This window comes from Pseudomonas sp. EU05-FHT14B02 (assembly GCF_058791055.1).
This window is the reverse complement of sequence record NZ_JBYTDD010000001.1, coordinates 370,252-389,181: the sequence shown is the minus strand read 5'-3', so window position 1 is coordinate 389,181 and position 18,930 is coordinate 370,252. Positions and strand designations below refer to the sequence as shown.

The following is an 18,930-nucleotide window of genomic DNA, read 5'->3' as shown; positions in this document are numbered from 1 at the left end:
TTCTCCTTGAACTGATGGCCAGGCATTGCTGGCCATCAGGACGGGCTGCCGAGTATTGGGAAAGTCCCGCATTGGCGGGACTTGATCAGTGGACTGCGGCGATATGTCAGGGTTCTGTTTTTCTGTGTTGATGCCCACAAGAAACGACTAGACAGGCGCCTGAATGCGCCTTTCTTGAGGCTTCGTCATCAGGTCACCCTGGCCTGGGTAACGCGGTCCACCAGATAGACTAGTCCGTGATAGTCGATTCCGCCGTGTTGTGTCAGGCCAATCTCGCAGGTACGACTGGTGGAAATCCCCTCGCTGCACTGCTGCACCGCATCCTTGAGCGTGCGCAGCGAATGGGCGTTCAGCTCCGGCGTGGTGAAGCCCTTGTCGCCGGCGAAGCCGCAGCAGTGAATACCTTCGGGAATGACCACGTTTTTGCTGCACTTGCGCGCAAGGTCGATCAACGCCTGGCTTTCCCCGAGGTGTTGGGTGCTGCAGGTTACGTGCACGGCGATCGGCGCCTCCTGAGGCGTGAAGTCCAGGCGATCCATCAGGTGTGTGCGGATGAAGCGCACCGGGTCGTACAGGTCCAGGCGGACTTCCCCGAGGTCTTGAACCAGGCGCAAGGTGCAGGGGCTGGTGTCGCAGTAGATCGGGTCGAGTCCGCCACGGCTGGCGTGGAGCAGGGCGCCGATCAGTTCCTGTCGTTTGTGCTCGGCTTGCTCGGCGTAGCCTTTGGAGGCGAATGGCTGACCACAGCACAGGTTGTCGAGGTTGTCCGGGAACACCACCTGGTAGCCGGCCTTTTCCAGCAGGCCTCGGGTCTTGTCGTGCAGCGACATTTGCTCCGTATCGCCCGCTGCCGGGCCCATGGCGCGGGATACGCAGGCCGCCAGATAGACCACGCGCGGGCGCGCGTCCGTCACCGTCGGGCTGAAGCGAATCGGCCGTTCAGGCTGAGGCATGGCGTTGGTCCATTGCGGGACCTGACCCTTGGATAGGCGCGTCAACGTCGCCGACAACTTCGCCAATCTCGGTGCCCCCAGGAACATCCGCGCACCATTGGCCACGTGCAGGGTGAAGCGTGCACCTTGCAGTGCCGTGGCGAAATGTCCTTCAAGCCAGTTAGCGGTTTTCGTATGCGTCGCCTTCCGGCTGCGCAGCTTTTTCACCAGCTCGCCGGTATTGATGCCTACAGGGCAACGTTGTGCGCACAGGCCGGTGGCGGCGCAGGTATCGATGCCTTGATAGTCGAAGGCGGCTTCGAGTTCAGACGTATCGATGCCCGCGCGTTTCTTCGCCTGAATGTCGCGCCAGATCACGATGCGCTGACGCGGGCTCAGGGTCAGGCCTTTTGACGGGCAGACCGGTTCGCAGAAGCCGCACTCGATGCACTTGTCCACAATCTCGTCAGCGGCGGGCAAGGGCTTGAGGTGCTTGAGGTGGATCTGTGGATCTTCGCTGAGCACCACGTCCGGGTTGAGAATGCCATTGGGGTCGAGCAGTCGTTTGAGCTGCCACATCAACTGGTAGGCATCGCTGCCCCATTCCAGTTCAACGAATGGCGCCATGTTGCGTCCGGTGCCGTGTTCAGCCTTCAGCGAACCGCCGAACTCCACCGCCACCAGTTGCGCCACGTCGTCCATGAACGCCTGATAGCGTGCGATTTCTTCCGGGCTGTTGAAGCCTTGGGTGAAGACGAAGTGCAGATTGCCTTCCAGGGCGTGTCCGAAAAGGATCGCTTCGTCGTAGTGATGTTTGTCGAACAGCTCGATCAGGCGGTTGACGCCAATGGCCAGTTGTTCGACCGGGAAGGTGACGTCTTCGATGATCACCGTGGTGCCGGTCTTGCGCACGGCGCCAACGGCGGGGAAGGTGTCCTTGCGGATGGCCCAGAGACGGGCGTTTTCCTGTGGGTCTTCTGTGAAGTCGACCTGCTTTTCCACCGGGAACGCCTTCAGCGACGCCATGATCTGCGCCAGTTGCTCGTGCAGCAAAGTGGACGACGCGGCGCGGGATTCGATCAATAGTGCACAGGCATTGTTCGACAGGTGCTGTACGAAAGCGGGCATGCCGGGTTTGTTCTGTACCGAGCGCAGGCTGCGCCGGTCCAGCAGTTCCACGGCCGACACCGGTTGGATTTTCAACACGGTGACCGCATTGCAGCAGGTCTCGACATCCGGGAACACAATCAGGGCCGAGGCTTTATTCGGATGGTCGATCACCGTGTCGTAGGTCACGGCACTGATGAACCCGAGCGTGCCCTCGGAGCCCACCAGCAAGTGGCTCAAGATATCCACAGGCTCGTCGAAATCCACCAGGGCATTGAGCGACAGGCCGGTGGTATTTTTCAGGCGGTATTTGTGGCGAATTTTCGCAGCCAGCTCGGCGTTTGCCCGGGTCTCGCGGCCCAGGATCGCCAAACGCTCCAGCAGCTCGGCGTGGCTTTGGCGAAACGCCGTGATACTGGCGGCATCCTCGGTGTCGAGACGACTGCCATCGGCCAGCACCAGACGAATCCCGGCCAGGGTGTGATAGGTGTTTTGCGCGGTGCCGCAGCACATGCCGCTGGCATTGTTGGCGACGATCCCGCCGATCTTACAGGCATTGATCGAGGCCGGGTCCGGACCGATCTTGCGTCCGAACGGTGCCAGCCAGGCGTTGGCCTGGGCGCCGATCACCCCCGGCTGCAGGCGGATTTGCGTGCCTTGGCCGCGGATCTCGCGACCGTTCCAGTTATCCCCCAGCACGATCAGCACCGAGTCGCTGATGGCTTGTCCGGACAGACTGGTACCAGCGGCGCGGAAAGTCACCGGCACCTGATCCCGTTGCGCCAGTTTCAGCAGTGCCACCACTTCGTCTTCGGACTCGACGCGGATCACCAGTTGCGGAATCAAACGATAGAAGCTGGCGTCGGTGCCGAAGGCCAGGGTCGACAGCGGGTCGTCGAAACGTCGCTCCTGGGGAATCAGTTGCTGTGCATCACGCAGGAAAGCGGCCGGTAGACTCATTGGTCCTCCAGGATCAGTACCACCAGGTCTTTCGGACCGTGTGCGCCGTACGCCAGCACTTGCTCGATGTCGGCGGTCTTCGACGGGCCGGACACCAGCAACGCGTTGGTCGGCATGCCCTGGGCCCATTCGAATTCCTGTTGCACCTGATAGAAGTTGTCGCGGATTTCACTGGCCTTGAGTAGGGCGAAATGCACCGGTGGCGCCAGGCTCATCAGGCGCGGTTCTTCCCGGGTCGGCCAGAGAATAAGGCTGCCCGTGGCAGCGATGGCGCCGAGGGTTCCAGTGATGCTCGCCGGGGTGTCGTTGAACAGCTCGGCTTTCCATTCTTCAACCGGGCGGTCGTAGGCTTTCAGCATTGGCAGGCCGGGATTATTCGCCCAGTGCTGCGTGATCCGTTGACCGTGGGGCGTTGTCGGTGCGATCAGCAGGCTTGGCAACTGGCGGTCCTGCAGCAACTGCGCGAGTAGCGTCGGCCACTCTTGGCCGGACGTCAGATGAATTTCCGTGTGCACCGCTTCCATCAATTTGCGCAGTTGCGCAATGCGTTGCTCAGGTGCGTAGGTGTAAGGCTGGGTCACCAGGTCGACATCGAAGTTGTCGGCCACTGGCGTGGTGCCTGTCAGGCTTTTACGCAGTTTGGCGAGAATATTTTGCTTGGCGCTCATCGGCGGTCTCCCTGTTTGGCCAAATGTTCGCGGGCCATGTCATGCAGCGAGCGGGCAGCGGGTTTCGGTGCGCTGTGGTTTTGCGTCCACGGGCCGACATTGTTAGGCGTGAGGGCGCGCAAGCGGGTAGCGAAGAAACCGAACAGGCGATACAGCGTCGGCGAGCTGTTGAGCTTCGCCCAGGCGTTCCAGATGAATCGCTCCTTGCGCGAATATTTGCTGCCCTGGCCACGCATCACTTGATGGGGGCTGTCCGGGGCCTTGACGTTTTCTTCCCGCAGGCGCCGCAGCAAAGCAGGGATCGGGATTTTCACCGGGCAGACTTCACCGCAGGCGCCGCACAGCGACGAGGCGCTCGGGTGATCCGGGACTTTCGCCAGGCCGACCATGTGCGGGGTGATGATTTTTCCGATAGGCCCGGGGTAAACCTCCCCATAGGCATGACCGCCGATTCGGGTGTACACCGGGCAATGATTCATACAGGCGCCGCAGCGAATGCAGTTCAGGGTCTGGCGCAATTCGCTGTCGGCAAAGGCCTGGCTGCGGCCGTTATCGAGCAGTACGAGGTGCACTTCCTGTGGGCCGTCGAGTTCATGTTCCTTGCGTGGACCGGAGATCATGTTGACGTAGGTGGTGATCGGAATGCCCAAGGCTGAACGGGTCAGCAGCGACAGCAACGGCACCACATCACGCAGGTTTTCCACGACTTTTTCGATGCCGGTGACGGCGATGTGCACGGGTGGCACCGTGGTGGTCATGCGACCGTTGCCTTCGTTTTCCACCAGCAGCAGGGTGCCGGTTTCGGCCACGGCGAAGTTGACACCGGAGACGCCGATGTCCGCTTCGAAGAATTTCTGCCGCAGGACTCTGCGACCGATCTGAATGAGTTGGTCTACGTCCTTGGTGTATTCCACGCCAAGTTTGTCGTGGAACAAGGACGCGACCTGACCGGCGTTCTTGTGGATTGCCGGCATGATTATGTGTGAAGGCTTCTCGTGGTCGAGCTGGACGATGTACTCGCCCATGTCCGATTCCAGGCATTCAATGCCCTGTTCAGCGAGGACATGGTTCATCTCCATCTCTTCGCTGACCATCGATTTGCCCTTGATCACTTGCCGCCCCTCGTGAGCGCGGATGATCGAGAGGACGATGCCATTGGCCTCGTCCACCGTTTCCGCCCAGTGCACTGTCACACCGTTGCGGGTCAGGTTCTGTTCCAGTTGCTCGAGCAGGTCGGGCAACTTGGAGAGCGCGCGGGCACGGATTGCATTGCCCAGCGCGCGCAAGTGTTCTCTTTCATGGGCATCGCTGAAAGCGGTTGCCCGTTTGGTCATCAGTGAATCCATCGCCTTGCGAAAGTTGCTTCGCAATTGCGGGTCACCCAGTGCGTTGTGGGCGCGGGTGCGGAAATCTTCTTCTACGGCAACCGTAGGAATAATCGTCGAGGTGCTCATTTCACACCTCCGGTTCGCTGCCAGAGGAAGCTGGCCAGATGCTGACCGCGCAACGCTTCCTGCTGTTTTTCCAGCGAGCCGTTGATGTTCATCAAACAGCCGCAGTCGGCACTCAACACCTTATGCGCGCCGGATTCTTTCAGCGCCCGGGTCTTGTCAGCCACCATCGCGCCGGAAATGTCTGGCATTCGGACGCTGAATGTCCCACCAAAGCCACAGCACTCACTTTCGTGATCGTGATTGACCCGCTCCACATTGCTCAGTTGCGCCAACAACTCGCGGCCGTGCAGGTGGGTGTTCATTTCGCGGCGTGCCGAGCACGAGGTGTGCAGCGCCACTTTTACCGGCTCGCCGCCATCCTTGAGCTGCACCTTGCAGACAAACAACAGGAACTCGGCCAGCTCGTAGGTTCTGGCCGCCAGGGCCTGGACCTGTTTCAATGTGTCCGGCTCGTCCTTGAACAAGTCGGCGTAATGTTCGCGCAGCATGCCCGCGCAAGAGCCTGACGGCACCACCACCGGATAGTCGCCGGCAAACAGCGCCAGTTGCGAGCGCGCCACGGTCCGAGCCTGTTCGGTGTAACCCGAGGTGTACGCCGGTTGGCCGCAGCAGCTTTGCCCTTGCGGGTATTCGACACGAATGCCTTCGCGCTCCAGCAGGTGAATCGCATCCATCCCGGCTTCCGGGTAGAACAAATCGACCACGCAGGTCCCGAACAGGTAGACCCGTGACGGTTTCTCGCTGGGGTACTGCCGAGGCTCGGGCAGTGGCGGGGCGACACGGGTCGCATTCGGCACGGCGTTGTAAAAAAGCTCGCTCATCAGGCGGTCTCCGGGTGGTCCCGGTTATTCGTCTGTTGAGGCTGCTGAATATAGAACGGGTAGCTTTCAGCAGCCTTACAGACCGGGGTGTGAATAGCGGACGCCGGGGGCGTGGCCCGGCGTCGGTTTTTATCGTGTTGCTTGTAGCCCTTAGTGCACCAGCATGCCGGTAAACCAGTAGGCCTGGGCCAACGTGATCAAGCCGACAATCGTTGCAAAGAATAGGCTGTGCTTGAGGGTGAAGCGGAACAGATCCGATTCTTTGCCCACCAGGCCGGTCGCGGCACAAGCCACGGCGATCGATTGTGGCGAGATCATCTTGCCGGTCACACCGCCGCTAGTGTTCGCCGCCACCAGCAAGGTGTCGTTGACGCCGATCTGGTGCGCAGTGGTCGCTTGCAGCGAACTGAACAGGGCGTTGGACGAGGTATCGGAGCCGGTGAGGAACACGCCCAGCCAGCCGAGGAACGGCGAGAAGAACGGGAACGCTGCACCGGTGCCTGCCAACACCAGGGCCATGGTCGAAGACATGCCCGAGTAGTTGGTGACGAAGGCAAACGCCAGCACCATGCCGATGGACAGGATCGGCCAGCGCAGTTCGTACAAGGTCTCTTTAAAAGTGGTCAGACCAGTTTTGATATTGATCTTTAGCACCAGCATCGAGATCAGCGCCGAGAAGAAAATCGCCGTGCCGGTGGCGGAAATCGGGTCCAGTTTGAACACTGCCGGAAGGGCGGTTGGCGAGACTACGATCGGTGCGACCTTGATCACCATCTGGTCCAGGTGCGGGATGGCGAAGTTGAATACGAAGCTGTACATCGAACCGCCGGCGGCGAACATCGCCTTGAACGGCTTCAGGGTCCAGATGGTGACCAGTACGGTCAGGATCAGGAACGGCGACCATGCCTTGAAGATTTCCCCAAGGCTGTAGGGCGAAGCCACGGTGGTGCGCTTCTGGCCGAAACCACCGACGCTGGCGCCCACCACTGAGGCAGAAACAGCGCCGACGATGTGTTGGCCGGCGGCGCGTTTTGGTTGCCAGACTTTCAGGAACAGGGTCAGGGAAATCAGGCTGGCCAGAGCCGAGGTGATGTCCGGCAGTTCCGGGCCGATGAAGTTCGAGGTGAAGTACTGGGTGACGGCAAAGCTCAAGCCGGCCACCAGCGCTGCCGGCCACGTTTCCCGCACGCCGCGCAGGCCGTCCATCATGAATACCAGCCAGAACGGCACGAACAGCGACAGCAGTGGCAGTTGGCGGCCGGTCATGGCGCCGATCTTGAACGCGTCGATACCGGTCACTTGCCCGGCAACGATGATCGGAATGCCCAGGGCGCCGAAGGCCACCGGCGCGGTGTTGGCGATCAGGCACAGGCCGGCCGCGTACAGCGGGTTGAAGCCAAGTCCTACCAGCAGCGCAGCGGTAATCGCCACGGGTGCGCCAAAACCGGCTGCACCTTCGAGGAAGGCGCCGAAGCAGAAACCGATCAGCAGAACCTGCAGGCGCTGGTCATCGGTGATCGATAGAACCGAACTGCGGATGACTTCAAACTGCCCGCTCTTGACCGTCAGTTTGTAGAGGAACACCGCTGCCACGATGATCCAGGCGATCGGCCACAGGCCATAGGCGAAGCCATACCCGGCGGCAGCGAACGCCATATCGACCGGCATCTGGAAGGCGAAGATCGCCACCAGGATCGACAAGGCCAGGGTGATGCTGCCGGCCACATGTCCTTTGAGGCGGAACACGGCCAAAGCCAGGAAGAAAAATACGATGGGGATGACGGCGGCGAGTGCGGACAAGCCGAGGCTGCCAAGCGGGGTATAGAGCTGTTGCCAGGTTTGCATATGGGGTGGCCCCTAATTGTTGTTGGTCAGGCACTGATCAGCGTTCTTGGATAATTGGTAAGACCAATTTACAATCGCTGTTGGCTAGGGTAAAAGCCTTGTAGGCGGTGTGTCAATTTGCCGCCCTAAAACTTTTGTCGAATGCAAAGCCCGCAGGTTGTCTGCCTGGTAAGACCAAATGCGTTGTGGCAGGTGCTGACGCGGCGCTGATAGGCCAGAATAGAGCCCCGGCGAGCCGTCGGATCGTGGAGTAATCGAGTTATGGGGTTTGATCAGATTCGTCAGCGCCGTTTGTCTGACGATATTGTCGAGCAGCTTGAGGGCATGATCCTCGAGGGCACGCTGAAAGCGGGTGAGCGCTTGCCGGCCGAACGTGCGTTGGCCGAACAATTTGGCGTATCACGCCCATCGTTGCGCGAAGCCATTCAGAAGCTGACCGCCAAGGGGCTGCTGGTCAGTCGCCAGGGCGGCGGCAACTATGTGGTGGAGTCGCTGGGTAGCACCTTCAGTGATCCCTTGTTGCAGCTGCTGGAAAGCAACCCCGAGGCACAGCGCGATCTGCTGGAGTTTCGGCATACACTGGAAGCGTCTTGTGCCTACTACGCGGCGTTGCGTGCCACTGATGTGGATCGCGAGCGACTGACCGCGGCATTCAACGAATTACAGGACTGCTATTCGCGTCACGAAGAGGTGAGTCGTGCCGAAGAGGGTGCGGCGGACGCAAGCTTTCACCTGGCGATCGCCGAGGCCAGCCACAATGCTGTGCTGCTTCACACCATTCGCGGGCTGTTCGACCTGCTCAAGCGCAACGTGGTGACCAATATCGGTGGCATGTACAAGCAGCGCACTGAAACCCGCGACATGCTGATCACGCAGCATCGAGAGTTGTATCAGGCGATTATCGAGGGGCGGGCGGAGCAGGCGCGGGAAGTTTCCAGCCGACACATTCTGTATGTGCAGGAGGTACTGGAGGAGGTGCGTCAGGAAGTGCAGCGCGTGGCCCGGGCGGAACGGCGCAAGGGAATGTAGCCAGTCGGCTCCATATCATTCGTGAGGTTGCTTTCGCGGGCAAGCTCGCTCCAACAGGTACACCGAAACCCTGTGGAAGCGGGCTTGCCCGCGAAGGGGCCTCAAGGCGAAAGAGTCAGTCTTCCTTGCCCTTGTTGCGTACCGCACGCTGCAACTCGCGACCGGCGTCGCGTTCGCGCTCGGTATCGCGCTTGTCGTATTCCTTCTTGCCCTTGCCCAGAGCGATCTCGCACTTGACCATGTGCTTGCTCCAGTACCAGGACAGGCATACGCAGGCGTAACCCTTTTGCTGCACGGCCGCGGCCAGCTTTTCCAGCTCGCGCCGGTTGAGCAGCAATTTACGGGTGCGCACCGGATCGGCAATGACGTGGGTACTGGCGGTCGTCAGGGGCGTAATGTGGCTGCCGAGCAGCCAGGCTTCGCCATCCTTGAGCAGTACGTAGCTGTCAACCAGCTGCAGCTTGCTTGCCCGCAGACTTTTTACTTCCCAGCCGGCCAGGACCAGACCAGCCTCGAAACGATGTTCGATGAAGTAATCGTGTCGCGCCTTTTTATTTTGCGCGATGGTCCCTGTTGGGTGTTTCTTCTGTTTAGCCATAGGGGCGGCATTATAGGGAGTTGCACGCGAGTCGGCTACGGTGTTGCTACGTGCTTGAGCAGGTTGATTGAATCCCGGACAATGCGGCCTCTTTTTTGAACGCTTGGGCGTGATAACGATGTCGACAGACAAGGTTTCTGTCCACGGCAGTTGGGCTAGCCGCTGGGTCTTCATACTCGCCGCGACCGGTTCGGCCGTGGGGCTGGGTAGTATCTGGAAATTCCCGTACATGGTCGGCGTCTATGGCGGCGGCGCCTTCGTGCTGATGTTCCTGGCCTGTATCGCATTGATCGGCGTGCCGGTCATGCTGGCGGAAACCCTGATCGGCCGGCGTGCCCGACAGAGTCCGGCCAATGCCTTGAAGATACTGGCGGTCGAGGCGGGGCACTCGGCCAAATGGTCCTGGGGCGCGTTTGCCGGGATGATCACGGCATTGCTGATCCTGTCGTTCTACAGTGTGGTTGGCGGCTGGTCGCTGGACTACATCCTCGACATGGGGCGTGGCGATTTTCAGGGTGCGACGCCTGATCAGGTGGGGGCTTACTTCGGCAATGTGATCGCCGATCCCTGGCGCCTGACACTTTGGCACACGATTTTCATGCTGTTGTCAGCGGTGGTGATCGCCAAGGGCGTGGTTGCCGGGCTTGAGCGCAGTTTGCGCATCATGATGCCGTTGTTGTTCGTGATGATCCTCGTGCTGCTGGGCTACAGCATGACCACCGGTCATTTTATGGAAGGCGTGCATTTCATGTTCGACTTCCACCCGGAAAAGGTCATGGACGGCTTGTTGCCCGCGATGGGGCATGCGTTCTTTTCCCTGAGCGTGGGCGTTGGCTCGATCATGATCTACGGTGCGTACATGCCGAAGAACTCATCGATTTCAGGGACGGTTGTCGGCGTGGCGCTGCTCGACACCTTCGTTTCCCTGGTGGCCGGCCTGGCGTTGTTTCCGATTGTTTTCGCGGCGGGCCTGAATCCGAGCGAAGGGCCGGGGCTGATGTTCGTCAGTCTGCCGTTTGCCTTCGGTAACGTAGCGTTCGGGCAATTGATGGGTGTTGTGTTCTTCTTGCTGGTGGCAGTCGCTGCCTGGAGTTCGGCGATTTCCCTGCTTGAACCGATGGTGGCCTACCTGGTCGAGCGCACTAAAGTGAGTCGTGCCTGGGTCACCTTTTGGCTGGCGTTCAGCTGCTGGTTTGTTGGCCTGGGTACGGTGTTCTCCTTCAATATCTGGAAGGAGGCCAAGTTCTTCGTGAACGAAGGCGGGATGTTCCACCTCTACCAATGGGGAGCGGCCGGTGGCCTCGACTTCTTCGGCGTGATCGATTTCTTCACCTCGCGACTCATGCTGCCGCTTGGCGGTTTGTGTTTCGTGGTGTTTGCGGGCTGGATCATGGGGCGTGAGGCGGTGCGCGACGAGTTGTCGATCCGTAACCCTGCGCTGTTTGGCCTGTCCTTGTTCTTGATGCGCTATGTGGCGCCCATCGGCATTCTCGTAGTGTTTGCCGCCCAGCTGTGGAAGTGACGCTGACATGACGACACACATTTCACGTTCGGCCTTGCTGCCGTACCCGGCGCAAGCGCTGTATGACCTGGTCAACGACGTGGCGCGCTATCCGGAGTTTCTGCCGTGGTGCTCGTCCGCCGAAGTCCTGGAGAGCTCACCTGAGCATATGCGGGCGAGTGTCGGCGTGGCGAAGGGTGGCCTCAGTCAGCATTTCGTGACGCGCAACACGTTGATTCCGGGGCAGTCGATCGAAATGAACCTCGAAGAGGGCCCTTTCACCCAATTGCATGGCATCTGGGTATTCAAGGCGCTGACCGACAAAGCCTGCAAGATCAGCCTTGATCTGTCCTTCGATTACGCCGGGCCGCTGGTTCGCGCCACCTTGGGGCCGCTGTTCAATCAGGCGGCCAACACTTTGGTGGATGCGTTCTGTCAGCGCGCCAAGCAGATACATGGTTGAGGTCATGATTGAAGTCGAGGTGGTCTACGCAGCCGTAGACCGTCAGGTGCTGCTGACAGTGGCCGTACCTGTCGGAACGACCGTGCGGGCGGCCTTGCTCAGGTCGGCCGTGGCTGAAGAATTTCCGGAGCTGGATCTGGCCCACTGCCCTGTGGGGATCTTCGGCAAGGTGGTCGCTGACCCGGAGAGTCGGGTAGTCCAGGCCGGGGATCGCATCGAGATTTACCGCCCGTTGCTGGCCGATCCGAAAGAGGTGCGCCGACTGCGCGCGGCGAAAGCTGCCGAGGCCAAAGCGCGGAATCAGTGAGTGGCTTGAACACCAGACAATAAAAAGCCCGGGCATGCCGGGCTTTTTATTGCGTCGCAAATTATTGCGGCGAGGTGTCCAGTGGTTCCGGCGTCGGGACCGGAACGGTTTCTACGCCATCGACGTCCTTCTGGATCTGATCCAGCAACGAACCTGGCTTGACCGGTTTTTCCGGTTTTGGCTGCTCGACGTTTTCTGCCGGGGCAGCCACTGTCGTGCCGCTGTCCTTGCCGAGAATGGCTTCGTCACGGCTCACGCCTGGCATGAAATCGCCGGAGAGGCTGACAAGCTGATCATTTGGGTTGAAGATAACGCTAATGCGTTCCTGTTGGCGTTCACCGCCACCCGGTTGCAGGCTGTACAGGTAATCCCAGCGATCGGCATGGAACGTGTCAGTCAGCAGAGGGTTGCCCATGATAAACCGTACTTGCTTACGGGTCATTCCCGGGCGTAACTGGTCTATCATGTCCTGCGTGACGACATTGCCCTGCTGGATGTCGATTTTGTAAACCCCGGGGAATGAACAACCGGCGAGTGCGAGCAGTCCCACAAAGGTGAAACTGGTTAGCAAGAGCTTGGTGTTTTGCATCGGTGGGCGACTTCCACTATCTTGGCTGGGACAACGTAAACGCCGATCATACCCGCATTAAGAGAAGCTGCGAAGCAGCATCGCGAGAAAGCTGACCATGGTTGAAAATAGCGAACTACGCAAAGCCGGCCTCAAAGTGACCCTGCCACGGGTCAAAATTCTGCAAATGCTCGATTCCGCCGAGCAGCGCCACATGAGTGCCGAGGATGTCTACAAGGCCCTTATGGAGGCTGGTGAGGACGTCGGTCTGGCCACGGTTTACCGTGTTCTGACCCAGTTCGAGGCAGCTGGCCTTGTGGTGCGGCACAACTTCGACGGAGGCCATGCGGTCTTCGAACTGGACGACGGAAAGCATCACGACCATATGGTCAACGTCGAGACCAGCGAAGTGATCGAATTCTTCGACGAAGAAATCGAGCGGCTTCAGAAAGCAATCGTCGACAAGTATGGCTTCGAGATGGTTGATCACAATCTGGTGCTGTACGTGCGCAAGAAAAAGTAAGCATGTCGCGCGAACATTCAGTTCGCGAAACGAACGAAGGCGACCCCAGGGTCGCCTTCGTGCTTTCTGCCTTTATTCAAGCTTTTGCGGTCACCACCATTTTTTTGGCATGCGCCAGGGATTCCTTGGTGAGGTCGATGCCGCCCAGCATCCGTGCGACTTCTTCGACGCGGTCGTTTTTGCTCAATCTGGAAACGGCCGTGCGGGTGGCATCTTCGCCGCGAACTTTATGCACAAATAGATGTTGATGGCCTTGCGCTGCCACTTGCGGCAAGTGGGTCACGGTCAGTACCTGCCCGCGCTCGCCGAGGCGACGCAACAGTTGGCCGACGATTTCTGCAGTCGGACCACCGATACCAACGTCCACTTCGTCGAATACTAGAGTGGGAACGCGAGATGTCTGTGCGGTGATCACCTGGATCGCCAGGCTGATCCGTGACAGCTCGCCTCCGGATGCAACTTTTGCCAAGGCTTTCAAAGGTTGGCCAGGGTTGGCGCTGACCAGTAGTTCAACCTGTTCAAGTCCGTTAGGTAGTAGCTCGTCGCTACTGTTTGGGCGTAACTCGATGGTGAAGCGCCCACCAGGCATGCCCAGGCGCTGGATCTCCTGTTCCACGGCGCTGGCCAGGCTGCTCGAGGCTTGATGACGCAGATCGCTCAGTTCGCGAGCCTTTTCCTGATAATGGCGAGCGTATGAAGACAGCTCATCGCTCAGCCGCTCGATGGATTCGTCATTGGCGTTGAGGGTTTCGATTTCATCCAGCAGTTTCTGCTGCATCTCAGCGACTTCGGTCGGCTGGATGCGGTGTTTGCGCGCCAGGGTGTAGATCGCGTCGAGGCGTTCTTCGAGGTATTGAAGGCGCGACGGATCGGCGTCGAAGTTGTCGAGGAAGCGGTTCAGTTCACCCACGGCCTCTTCAACCTGGATCTGTGCACTGGTCAACAAGCTGCTGGCTTCGCCCAGCGCGCCGATCGAGTTGTTCACGCTCGACAGGCGGTTGAGACTGGCGGTCAGGGCATTCAGTACATTCCCGGAATCACTTTCACTGCATTGCTCGACGACTTGCCGGCAGATCCCGAGCAAGGTCTCTGCGTTGGTCAGGTTCTTGTGCTCCTGCTCAAGCTGCTCCAGCTCGTTGTCGCCAAGACCAAGGTTTTCCAGTTCTTCGAGTTGATAGCTGAGCAACTGATGGCGGGCGCGTTGCTCATCGCCGGAGTTGGAGAGTCGCTCCAGTTCCTGGCGGGTCTGGCGCCAACGCTGGGCGGCGAGCTGAACCTGGCGGGCAAGGTCGGTCGCGCCGGCATATTCATCGAGCAGGCGGCGGTGAGTATCGGTCTTGAGCAGGGATTGGTGTTCGTGCTGGCTGTGAATGTCGATCAGCAGCTCGCCCAGCGCCTTGAGGTCGCCAAGCGGGCAGGGCGTGCCGTTGATGTAGCCGCGTGAGCGTCCTTCGGATGTGATGACCCGGCGCAGGATGCACGGGCCGTCGTTTTCTAGGTCGCGTTCGGCCAGCCAGGCGCTGGCTTCCGGAATGTCGACCAGATCGAAGGTGGCCAGGATATCGGCCTTGTCGGCACCGGGGCGGACCACGCCACTATCGGCACGATCACCCAGGGTAAGGCCCAGCGCGTCGAGCATGATCGACTTGCCCGCGCCGGTTTCTCCGGTGATCACGCTCATCCCGCGATCGAGTTCGAGATCGAGATGTTCAACGATGGCGTAGTTGTGTACGGACAGGTGCACCAGCATATGGGCCGCTCCCAGGTGTTAGGTCTGGTTATTTATACAGTGTTTTGTTTCGGGCTGACAATGCCCTTCGTTAGCTCGATTCGCTCGGATCGACAAAAGCCTTATCGCGACCGGGAATGACAAAGCAGTTGTTTTTTGTAGGGTTAATCGTCGGCCCCCCTTGAAGCCGGATTTTGCGGCCCCATATAGCTGGGCAGAAGCGCGAGTTGAGCTCGCGGACGAAATTGAAAGGAGAAATCTATGGCTGACGAACAGACAGTGGATACGCAAAACCCAGACGCTAACCAGGCGCCCGAGGCTTCGGGTGATGACCTGGCGGCTCGTGTACAAGTGCTCGAAGAGCAACTGGCAGGCGCTCAGGATCAGGCTTTGCGTGTAGCCGCCGATCTGCAGAACGTCCGCCGTCGCGCCGAGCAGGATGTAGAGAAGGCTCACAAGTTCGCGCTGGAAAAATTCGCCGGCGATCTGCTGCCGATCGTCGACAGTCTGGAGCGTGGCCTGGAACTGTCCAGCCCGGACGACGAAAGCATCCGTCCGATGCGCGAAGGCATCGAGCTGACCCTGAAAATGTTCCACGACACTCTCAAGCGTTATCAGCTTGAAGCGATCGATCCGCATGGCGAACCGTTTAACGCCGTTCAGCATCAGGCAATGGCCATGCAGGAAAGCGCCGATGTCGAGCCGAACAGCGTTCTGAAGGTGTTCCAGAAGGGCTATCAGCTCAATGGTCGCCTGTTGCGCCCGGCGATGGTTGTGGTCAGCAAGGCGCCTGCGCCGGTTTCGCCTTCGATTGACGAGCAGGCTTGAAATCCGCCGCAAGGCCCCCATTTATAAGTCAAGCGTTTAAGTGCTACCGCAGTTAGCCACCACTGCTGCGGCAACCAAATCCAAAGTTTCGGGAGAGTGAACATGGGCAAAATTATCGGTATCGACCTGGGGACTACCAACTCCTGCGTCTCCGTGCTGGAAAACGGCAAGGCAAAAGTTATTGAAAACGCTGAAGGCGCGCGTACCACGCCGTCGATCATCGCTTACGCCAACGATGGCGAAATCCTGGTTGGCCAGTCGGCCAAGCGTCAGGCCGTGACCAATCCGCACAACACCCTGTACGCGGTGAAGCGTCTGATCGGTCGTCGTTTCGACGAAGAAGTCGTGCAGAAAGACATTCAGATGGTCCCTTACAAGATCGTCAAGGCTGACAACAGCGACGCCTGGGTTGAAGTGAACGGCCAGAAAATGGCACCGCCACAAATCTCGGCTGAAATCCTGAAGAAGATGAAGAAGACCGCCGAAGATTATCTCGGCGAGACCGTGACTGAAGCGGTGATCACCGTTCCGGCCTACTTCAACGACAGCCAGCGTCAGGCGACCAAAGACGCCGGCCGCATCGCTGGCCTGGATGTAAAACGAATCATCAACGAACCAACCGCAGCTGCTCTGGCTTACGGCATGGACAAGGCCAAGGGCGATCACACCGTGATCGTTTACGACCTGGGCGGCGGTACTTTCGACGTTTCCGTGATCGAGATCGCTGAAGTCGATGGCGAGCACCAGTTCGAAGTACTGGCTACCAACGGTGACACGTTCCTGGGCGGTGAAGACTTTGACATTCGTCTGATCGACTACCTCGTCGACGAATTCAAGAAAGAAAGCGGCATGAACCTCAAGGGCGACCCGCTGGCCATGCAGCGCCTGAAAGAAGCTGCTGAAAAAGCCAAGATCGAACTGTCCTCGAGCCAGTCGACCGACGTGAACCTGCCGTACATCACTGCAGACGCCACCGGTCCTAAGCACCTGAACGTGAAGATCTCCCGTGCCAAGCTCGAAGCGCTGGTGGAAGACCTGGTTCAGCGCACCATCGAACCTTGCCGCATCGCAATGAAAGATGCCGGTATTGATGTTGGCGCGATCAACGACGTGATCCTGGTGGGCGGTCAGACCCGTATGCCACTGGTTCAGAAGCTGGTAACCGAGTTCTTCGGTAAAGAAGCTCGTAAAGACGTCAACCCGGACGAAGCGGTTGCCATGGGTGCTGCCATCCAGGGTGCGGTACTGGCCGGTGACGTGAAAGACGTTCTGCTGCTCGACGTCAGCCCGCTGACCCTGGGTATCGAAACCATGGGTGGCGTGATGACTGCGCTGATCGAGAAAAACACCACGATTCCTACCAAGAAATCGCAAGTGTTCTCGACTGCCGACGACAACCAGGGCGCCGTGACCATTCATGTTCTGCAAGGCGAGCGTAAGCAAGCCGCACAGAACAAGTCCCTGGGCAAGTTCGACCTGGCCGACATTCCACCAGCTCCACGTGGTGTGCCGCAGATCGAAGTGACCTTCGACATCGACGCCAACGGCATCCTGCACGTAGGTGCGAAGGACAAGGCTACCGGCAAGACTCAATCGATCGTGATCAAGGCCAACTCCGGTCTGTCCGACGAAGAAATCGAGCGCATGGTGCGTGATGCCGAGGCTAACGCCGAGGAAGATCGCAAGTTTGAAGAGCTGGCCGCTGCCCGTAACCAGGGTGATGCACTGGTTCACTCGACTCGTAAAATGGTCTCCGACGCCGGCGATAAAGTGACCGCTGAAGAGAAGGCTGCAATCGAAGCTGCCGTAGTTGCCCTGGAAGCCGCCGTTAAAGGCGACGACAAGGCTGCTATCGACGCCAAGGTTGAAGAGCTGTCGAAAGTCTCCGCTCCAGTGGCGCAGAAGATGTACGCCGAACAGGCTCAGCCTGCTGAAGGCGCGGCACCGCACGACGACAAGGCGGAAAAGGCTGACGACGTTGTCGACGCCGAGTTCGAAGAAGTCAAAGACCACAAGTAAGTTGTTGGTCGGCCGGTTGACTGCCTTTAGGCGGTGACTGGTAGGATGTCGCCGCGCGGGAGCTTGCTCCCGCGTTGGCGTATCTGGAATACGCGAATTTTTACAGCATGCGACAACGGCGGATTGAGTGGCTTGTTCGTTAGAGCAAGTTCGGATGACTGAGCGCCATAACCAAGGCGCAGCGACGACTCATAGCGCGCTATGGGGAGGAGCGGCAACGCAGGGTATGGTGCTCAGGCGCCGGAGTTGCCTAGCGAACAAGCCATTCAGTCCGCCCCAGCGTGTTGGTGGTATGGCCGGAAATGCTCCTGCTTTTCGTGCCGCAAGTACCGCAAGAATCAAAGACCAGGATCGTTGAATTGACGTGAGTTGGGTCCGGGCCTGTATTGGGGCTCAACGAGTTCGGCAAACTCAGGAGGGTTTTGTCGGACGTCCTCAAGAGTGCAAAGACTTATGGCAAAGCGTGACTATTACGAAGTGTTGGGTGTTGAGCGTGGCTCAAGCGAAGCGGACCTGAAGAAGGCTTACCGTCGCCTGGCGATGAAGCACCACCCGGACCGTAATCCCGATGACAAGGCGTCGGAAGAGATGTTCAAGGAGGCCAACGAGGCCTACGAAGTGCTGTCCGATTCCAGCAAGCGCGCGGCGTACGACCAGTACGGCCATGCCGGTGTCGATCCGAGCATGGGTGGCGGCGGTGCCGGTTTCGGCGGTCAGAACTTCTCCGACATCTTTGGTGATGTCTTCAGTGACTTCTTTGGTGGCGGTCGCGGCGGTTCCCGTGGCGGTGCTCAGCGCGGCAGTGATTTGCGCTACACCCTGGAGCTGGATCTTGAAGAGGCGGTGCGCGGTACGACCGTGAATATCCGCGTTCCGACGCTGGTCAACTGCAAGCCTTGCGACGGCTCCGGCGCCAAGAAAGGTTCTGCGCCGGTGGCCTGCCCGACTTGCGGCGGTATCGGCCAGGTGCGCATGCAGCAAGGTTTCTTCTCGGTGCAGCAGACCTGCCCGCGCTGCCATGGCCAAGGCAAGATCATTTCCGACCCGTGCGATTCCTGCCACGGCGAAGGTCGTGTCGAAGAGTACAAGACCCTGTCGGTGAAAGTGCCGGCCGGTGTCGATACCGGTGATCGCATTCGTCTGTCCGGCGAAGGCGAGGCGGGCGCCCAGGGTGGCCCGACTGGCGACCTGTACGTGGTGATCAACGTGCGTGAGCACTCGATTTTCCAGCGTGATGGCAAGCATCTGTTCTGCGAAGTGCCGATCAGCTTCGTCGATGCGGCGCTGGGTGGCGAGCTGGAGATTCCGACCCTTGATGGTCGGGTCAAGCTGAAGATCCCTGAGGGGACCCAGACCGGCAAGCAGTTCCGTGTGCGCGGCAAGGGTGTCGCGCCAGTGCGTGGTGGTGGTGCTGGCGACTTGATGTGTCGCGTGGCGGTCGAGACTCCGGTCAACCTGAGCCGTCGCCAGCGTGAAATGCTCGAGGAATTCCGTAGTTCGCTGGCGGATGACAACAGCCATTCGCCAAAAACCACCGGTTGGTTCGAAGGCGTGAAGCGCTTCTTCGGCGATTTGTAA

Annotated in this window: 16 protein-coding genes; 8 read left to right on the top strand and 8 right to left on the bottom strand. The window is 59.4% G+C overall.

The window, feature by feature from the left end:
* Positions 1 to 188: 188 nt before the first annotated feature.
* The 5 genes from AC3WTM_RS01745 to AC3WTM_RS01725 all read right to left on the bottom strand — a co-directional run bounded on the left by AC3WTM_RS01745 (position 189) and on the right by AC3WTM_RS01725 (position 7,787).
* Positions 189 to 2,999 carry an FAD-binding and (Fe-S)-binding domain-containing protein gene (locus AC3WTM_RS01745; RefSeq protein WP_102669030.1) on the bottom strand — a complete coding sequence of 937 codons (2,811 nt, stop codon included), beginning with the start codon at positions 2,997 to 2,999 and terminating at the stop codon, positions 189 to 191.
* The gene (locus AC3WTM_RS01740) at positions 2,996 to 3,667 is read right to left on the bottom strand and encodes a LutC/YkgG family protein (protein ID WP_102669031.1); all 672 of its coding nucleotides are present in this window, start codon (positions 3,665 to 3,667) and stop codon (positions 2,996 to 2,998) included. Before AC3WTM_RS01740 ends, AC3WTM_RS01745 begins: the two co-directional genes overlap by 4 nt.
* A complete protein-coding gene (locus AC3WTM_RS01735; RefSeq protein ID WP_102669032.1) occupies positions 3,664 to 5,121 on the bottom strand; it encodes a LutB/LldF family L-lactate oxidation iron-sulfur protein in 1,458 nt (485 codons plus the stop codon). The genes AC3WTM_RS01740 and AC3WTM_RS01735 overlap by 4 nt, the downstream gene beginning before the upstream one ends.
* On the bottom strand, positions 5,118 to 5,942 hold the full coding sequence (locus AC3WTM_RS01730; protein ID WP_057716491.1) for a (Fe-S)-binding protein: 825 nt from the start codon (positions 5,940 to 5,942) through the stop codon (positions 5,118 to 5,120). Before AC3WTM_RS01730 ends, AC3WTM_RS01735 begins: the two co-directional genes overlap by 4 nt.
* 150 nt (positions 5,943 to 6,092) lie before the next feature.
* Entirely contained in the window at positions 6,093 to 7,787 is a 1,695-nt protein-coding gene (locus AC3WTM_RS01725; RefSeq protein WP_102669033.1) for a lactate permease LctP family transporter, read from the bottom strand.
* A 261-nt stretch (positions 7,788 to 8,048) separates the two neighbouring features.
* Between AC3WTM_RS01725 and AC3WTM_RS01720 the strand changes: the two genes are divergently transcribed.
* The gene (locus AC3WTM_RS01720; protein WP_102669034.1) at positions 8,049 to 8,816 is read left to right on the top strand and encodes a GntR family transcriptional regulator; all 768 of its coding nucleotides are present in this window, start codon (positions 8,049 to 8,051) and stop codon (positions 8,814 to 8,816) included.
* Between the two features lie 115 nt (positions 8,817 to 8,931).
* Here the strand turns inward: AC3WTM_RS01720 and smpB are convergent, their stop codons facing one another.
* Complete coding sequence (gene smpB, locus AC3WTM_RS01715; protein ID WP_008057382.1) at positions 8,932 to 9,414, bottom strand: SsrA-binding protein SmpB; 483 nt, start codon at positions 9,412 to 9,414, stop codon at positions 8,932 to 8,934.
* 118 nt (positions 9,415 to 9,532) lie between these two features.
* Between smpB and AC3WTM_RS01710 the strand changes: the two genes are divergently transcribed.
* The 3 genes from AC3WTM_RS01710 to AC3WTM_RS01700 are packed head-to-tail and all read left to right on the top strand — an operon-like array spanning position 9,533 to position 11,685.
* A complete protein-coding gene (locus AC3WTM_RS01710; protein WP_102669035.1) occupies positions 9,533 to 10,936 on the top strand; it encodes a sodium-dependent transporter in 1,404 nt (467 codons plus the stop codon).
* Positions 10,937 to 10,943: 7 nt separating this feature from the next.
* A complete protein-coding gene (locus tag AC3WTM_RS01705; protein WP_057716487.1) occupies positions 10,944 to 11,378 on the top strand; it encodes a type II toxin-antitoxin system RatA family toxin in 435 nt (144 codons plus the stop codon).
* Positions 11,371 to 11,685 (top strand): RnfH family protein, encoded by a 315-nt coding sequence (locus AC3WTM_RS01700; RefSeq protein WP_102669036.1) that lies wholly within the window; start codon positions 11,371 to 11,373, stop codon positions 11,683 to 11,685. The genes AC3WTM_RS01705 and AC3WTM_RS01700 overlap by 8 nt, the downstream gene beginning before the upstream one ends.
* A 61-nt stretch (positions 11,686 to 11,746) precedes the next feature.
* Here AC3WTM_RS01700 and AC3WTM_RS01695 read toward each other — a convergent pair whose 3' ends face one another.
* Positions 11,747 to 12,274, bottom strand: a complete 528-nt coding sequence (locus AC3WTM_RS01695) for an outer membrane protein assembly factor BamE (protein ID WP_102669037.1) — start codon at positions 12,272 to 12,274, stop codon at positions 11,747 to 11,749.
* A 97-nt stretch (positions 12,275 to 12,371) separates the two neighbouring features.
* Here AC3WTM_RS01695 and fur point away from each other — a divergent pair, with 97 nt between their 5' ends.
* Complete coding sequence (gene fur, locus AC3WTM_RS01690) at positions 12,372 to 12,776, top strand: ferric iron uptake transcriptional regulator (RefSeq protein WP_003197684.1); 405 nt, start codon at positions 12,372 to 12,374, stop codon at positions 12,774 to 12,776.
* A 76-nt stretch (positions 12,777 to 12,852) separates the two neighbouring features.
* Here the strand turns inward: fur and recN are convergent, their stop codons facing one another.
* On the bottom strand, positions 12,853 to 14,526 hold the full coding sequence (recN, locus tag AC3WTM_RS01685; RefSeq protein WP_102669038.1) for a DNA repair protein RecN: 1,674 nt from the start codon (positions 14,524 to 14,526) through the stop codon (positions 12,853 to 12,855).
* Positions 14,527 to 14,766: 240 nt separating this feature from the next.
* On the opposite strand from recN, the gene grpE reads away from it, so the two are divergent.
* The 3 genes from grpE to dnaJ all read left to right on the top strand — a co-directional run bounded on the left by grpE (position 14,767) and on the right by dnaJ (position 18,930).
* Positions 14,767 to 15,333 carry a nucleotide exchange factor GrpE gene (gene grpE, locus AC3WTM_RS01680; RefSeq protein WP_015093431.1) on the top strand — a complete coding sequence of 189 codons (567 nt, stop codon included), beginning with the start codon at positions 14,767 to 14,769 and terminating at the stop codon, positions 15,331 to 15,333.
* Between the two features lie 102 nt (positions 15,334 to 15,435).
* On the top strand, positions 15,436 to 17,352 hold the full coding sequence (gene dnaK / locus AC3WTM_RS01675) for a molecular chaperone DnaK (protein WP_102669039.1): 1,917 nt from the start codon (positions 15,436 to 15,438) through the stop codon (positions 17,350 to 17,352).
* A 453-nt stretch (positions 17,353 to 17,805) separates the two neighbouring features.
* Positions 17,806 to 18,930, top strand: coding sequence for a molecular chaperone DnaJ (gene dnaJ, locus AC3WTM_RS01670; protein ID WP_102669040.1), 1,125 nt, complete (start codon positions 17,806 to 17,808; stop codon positions 18,928 to 18,930).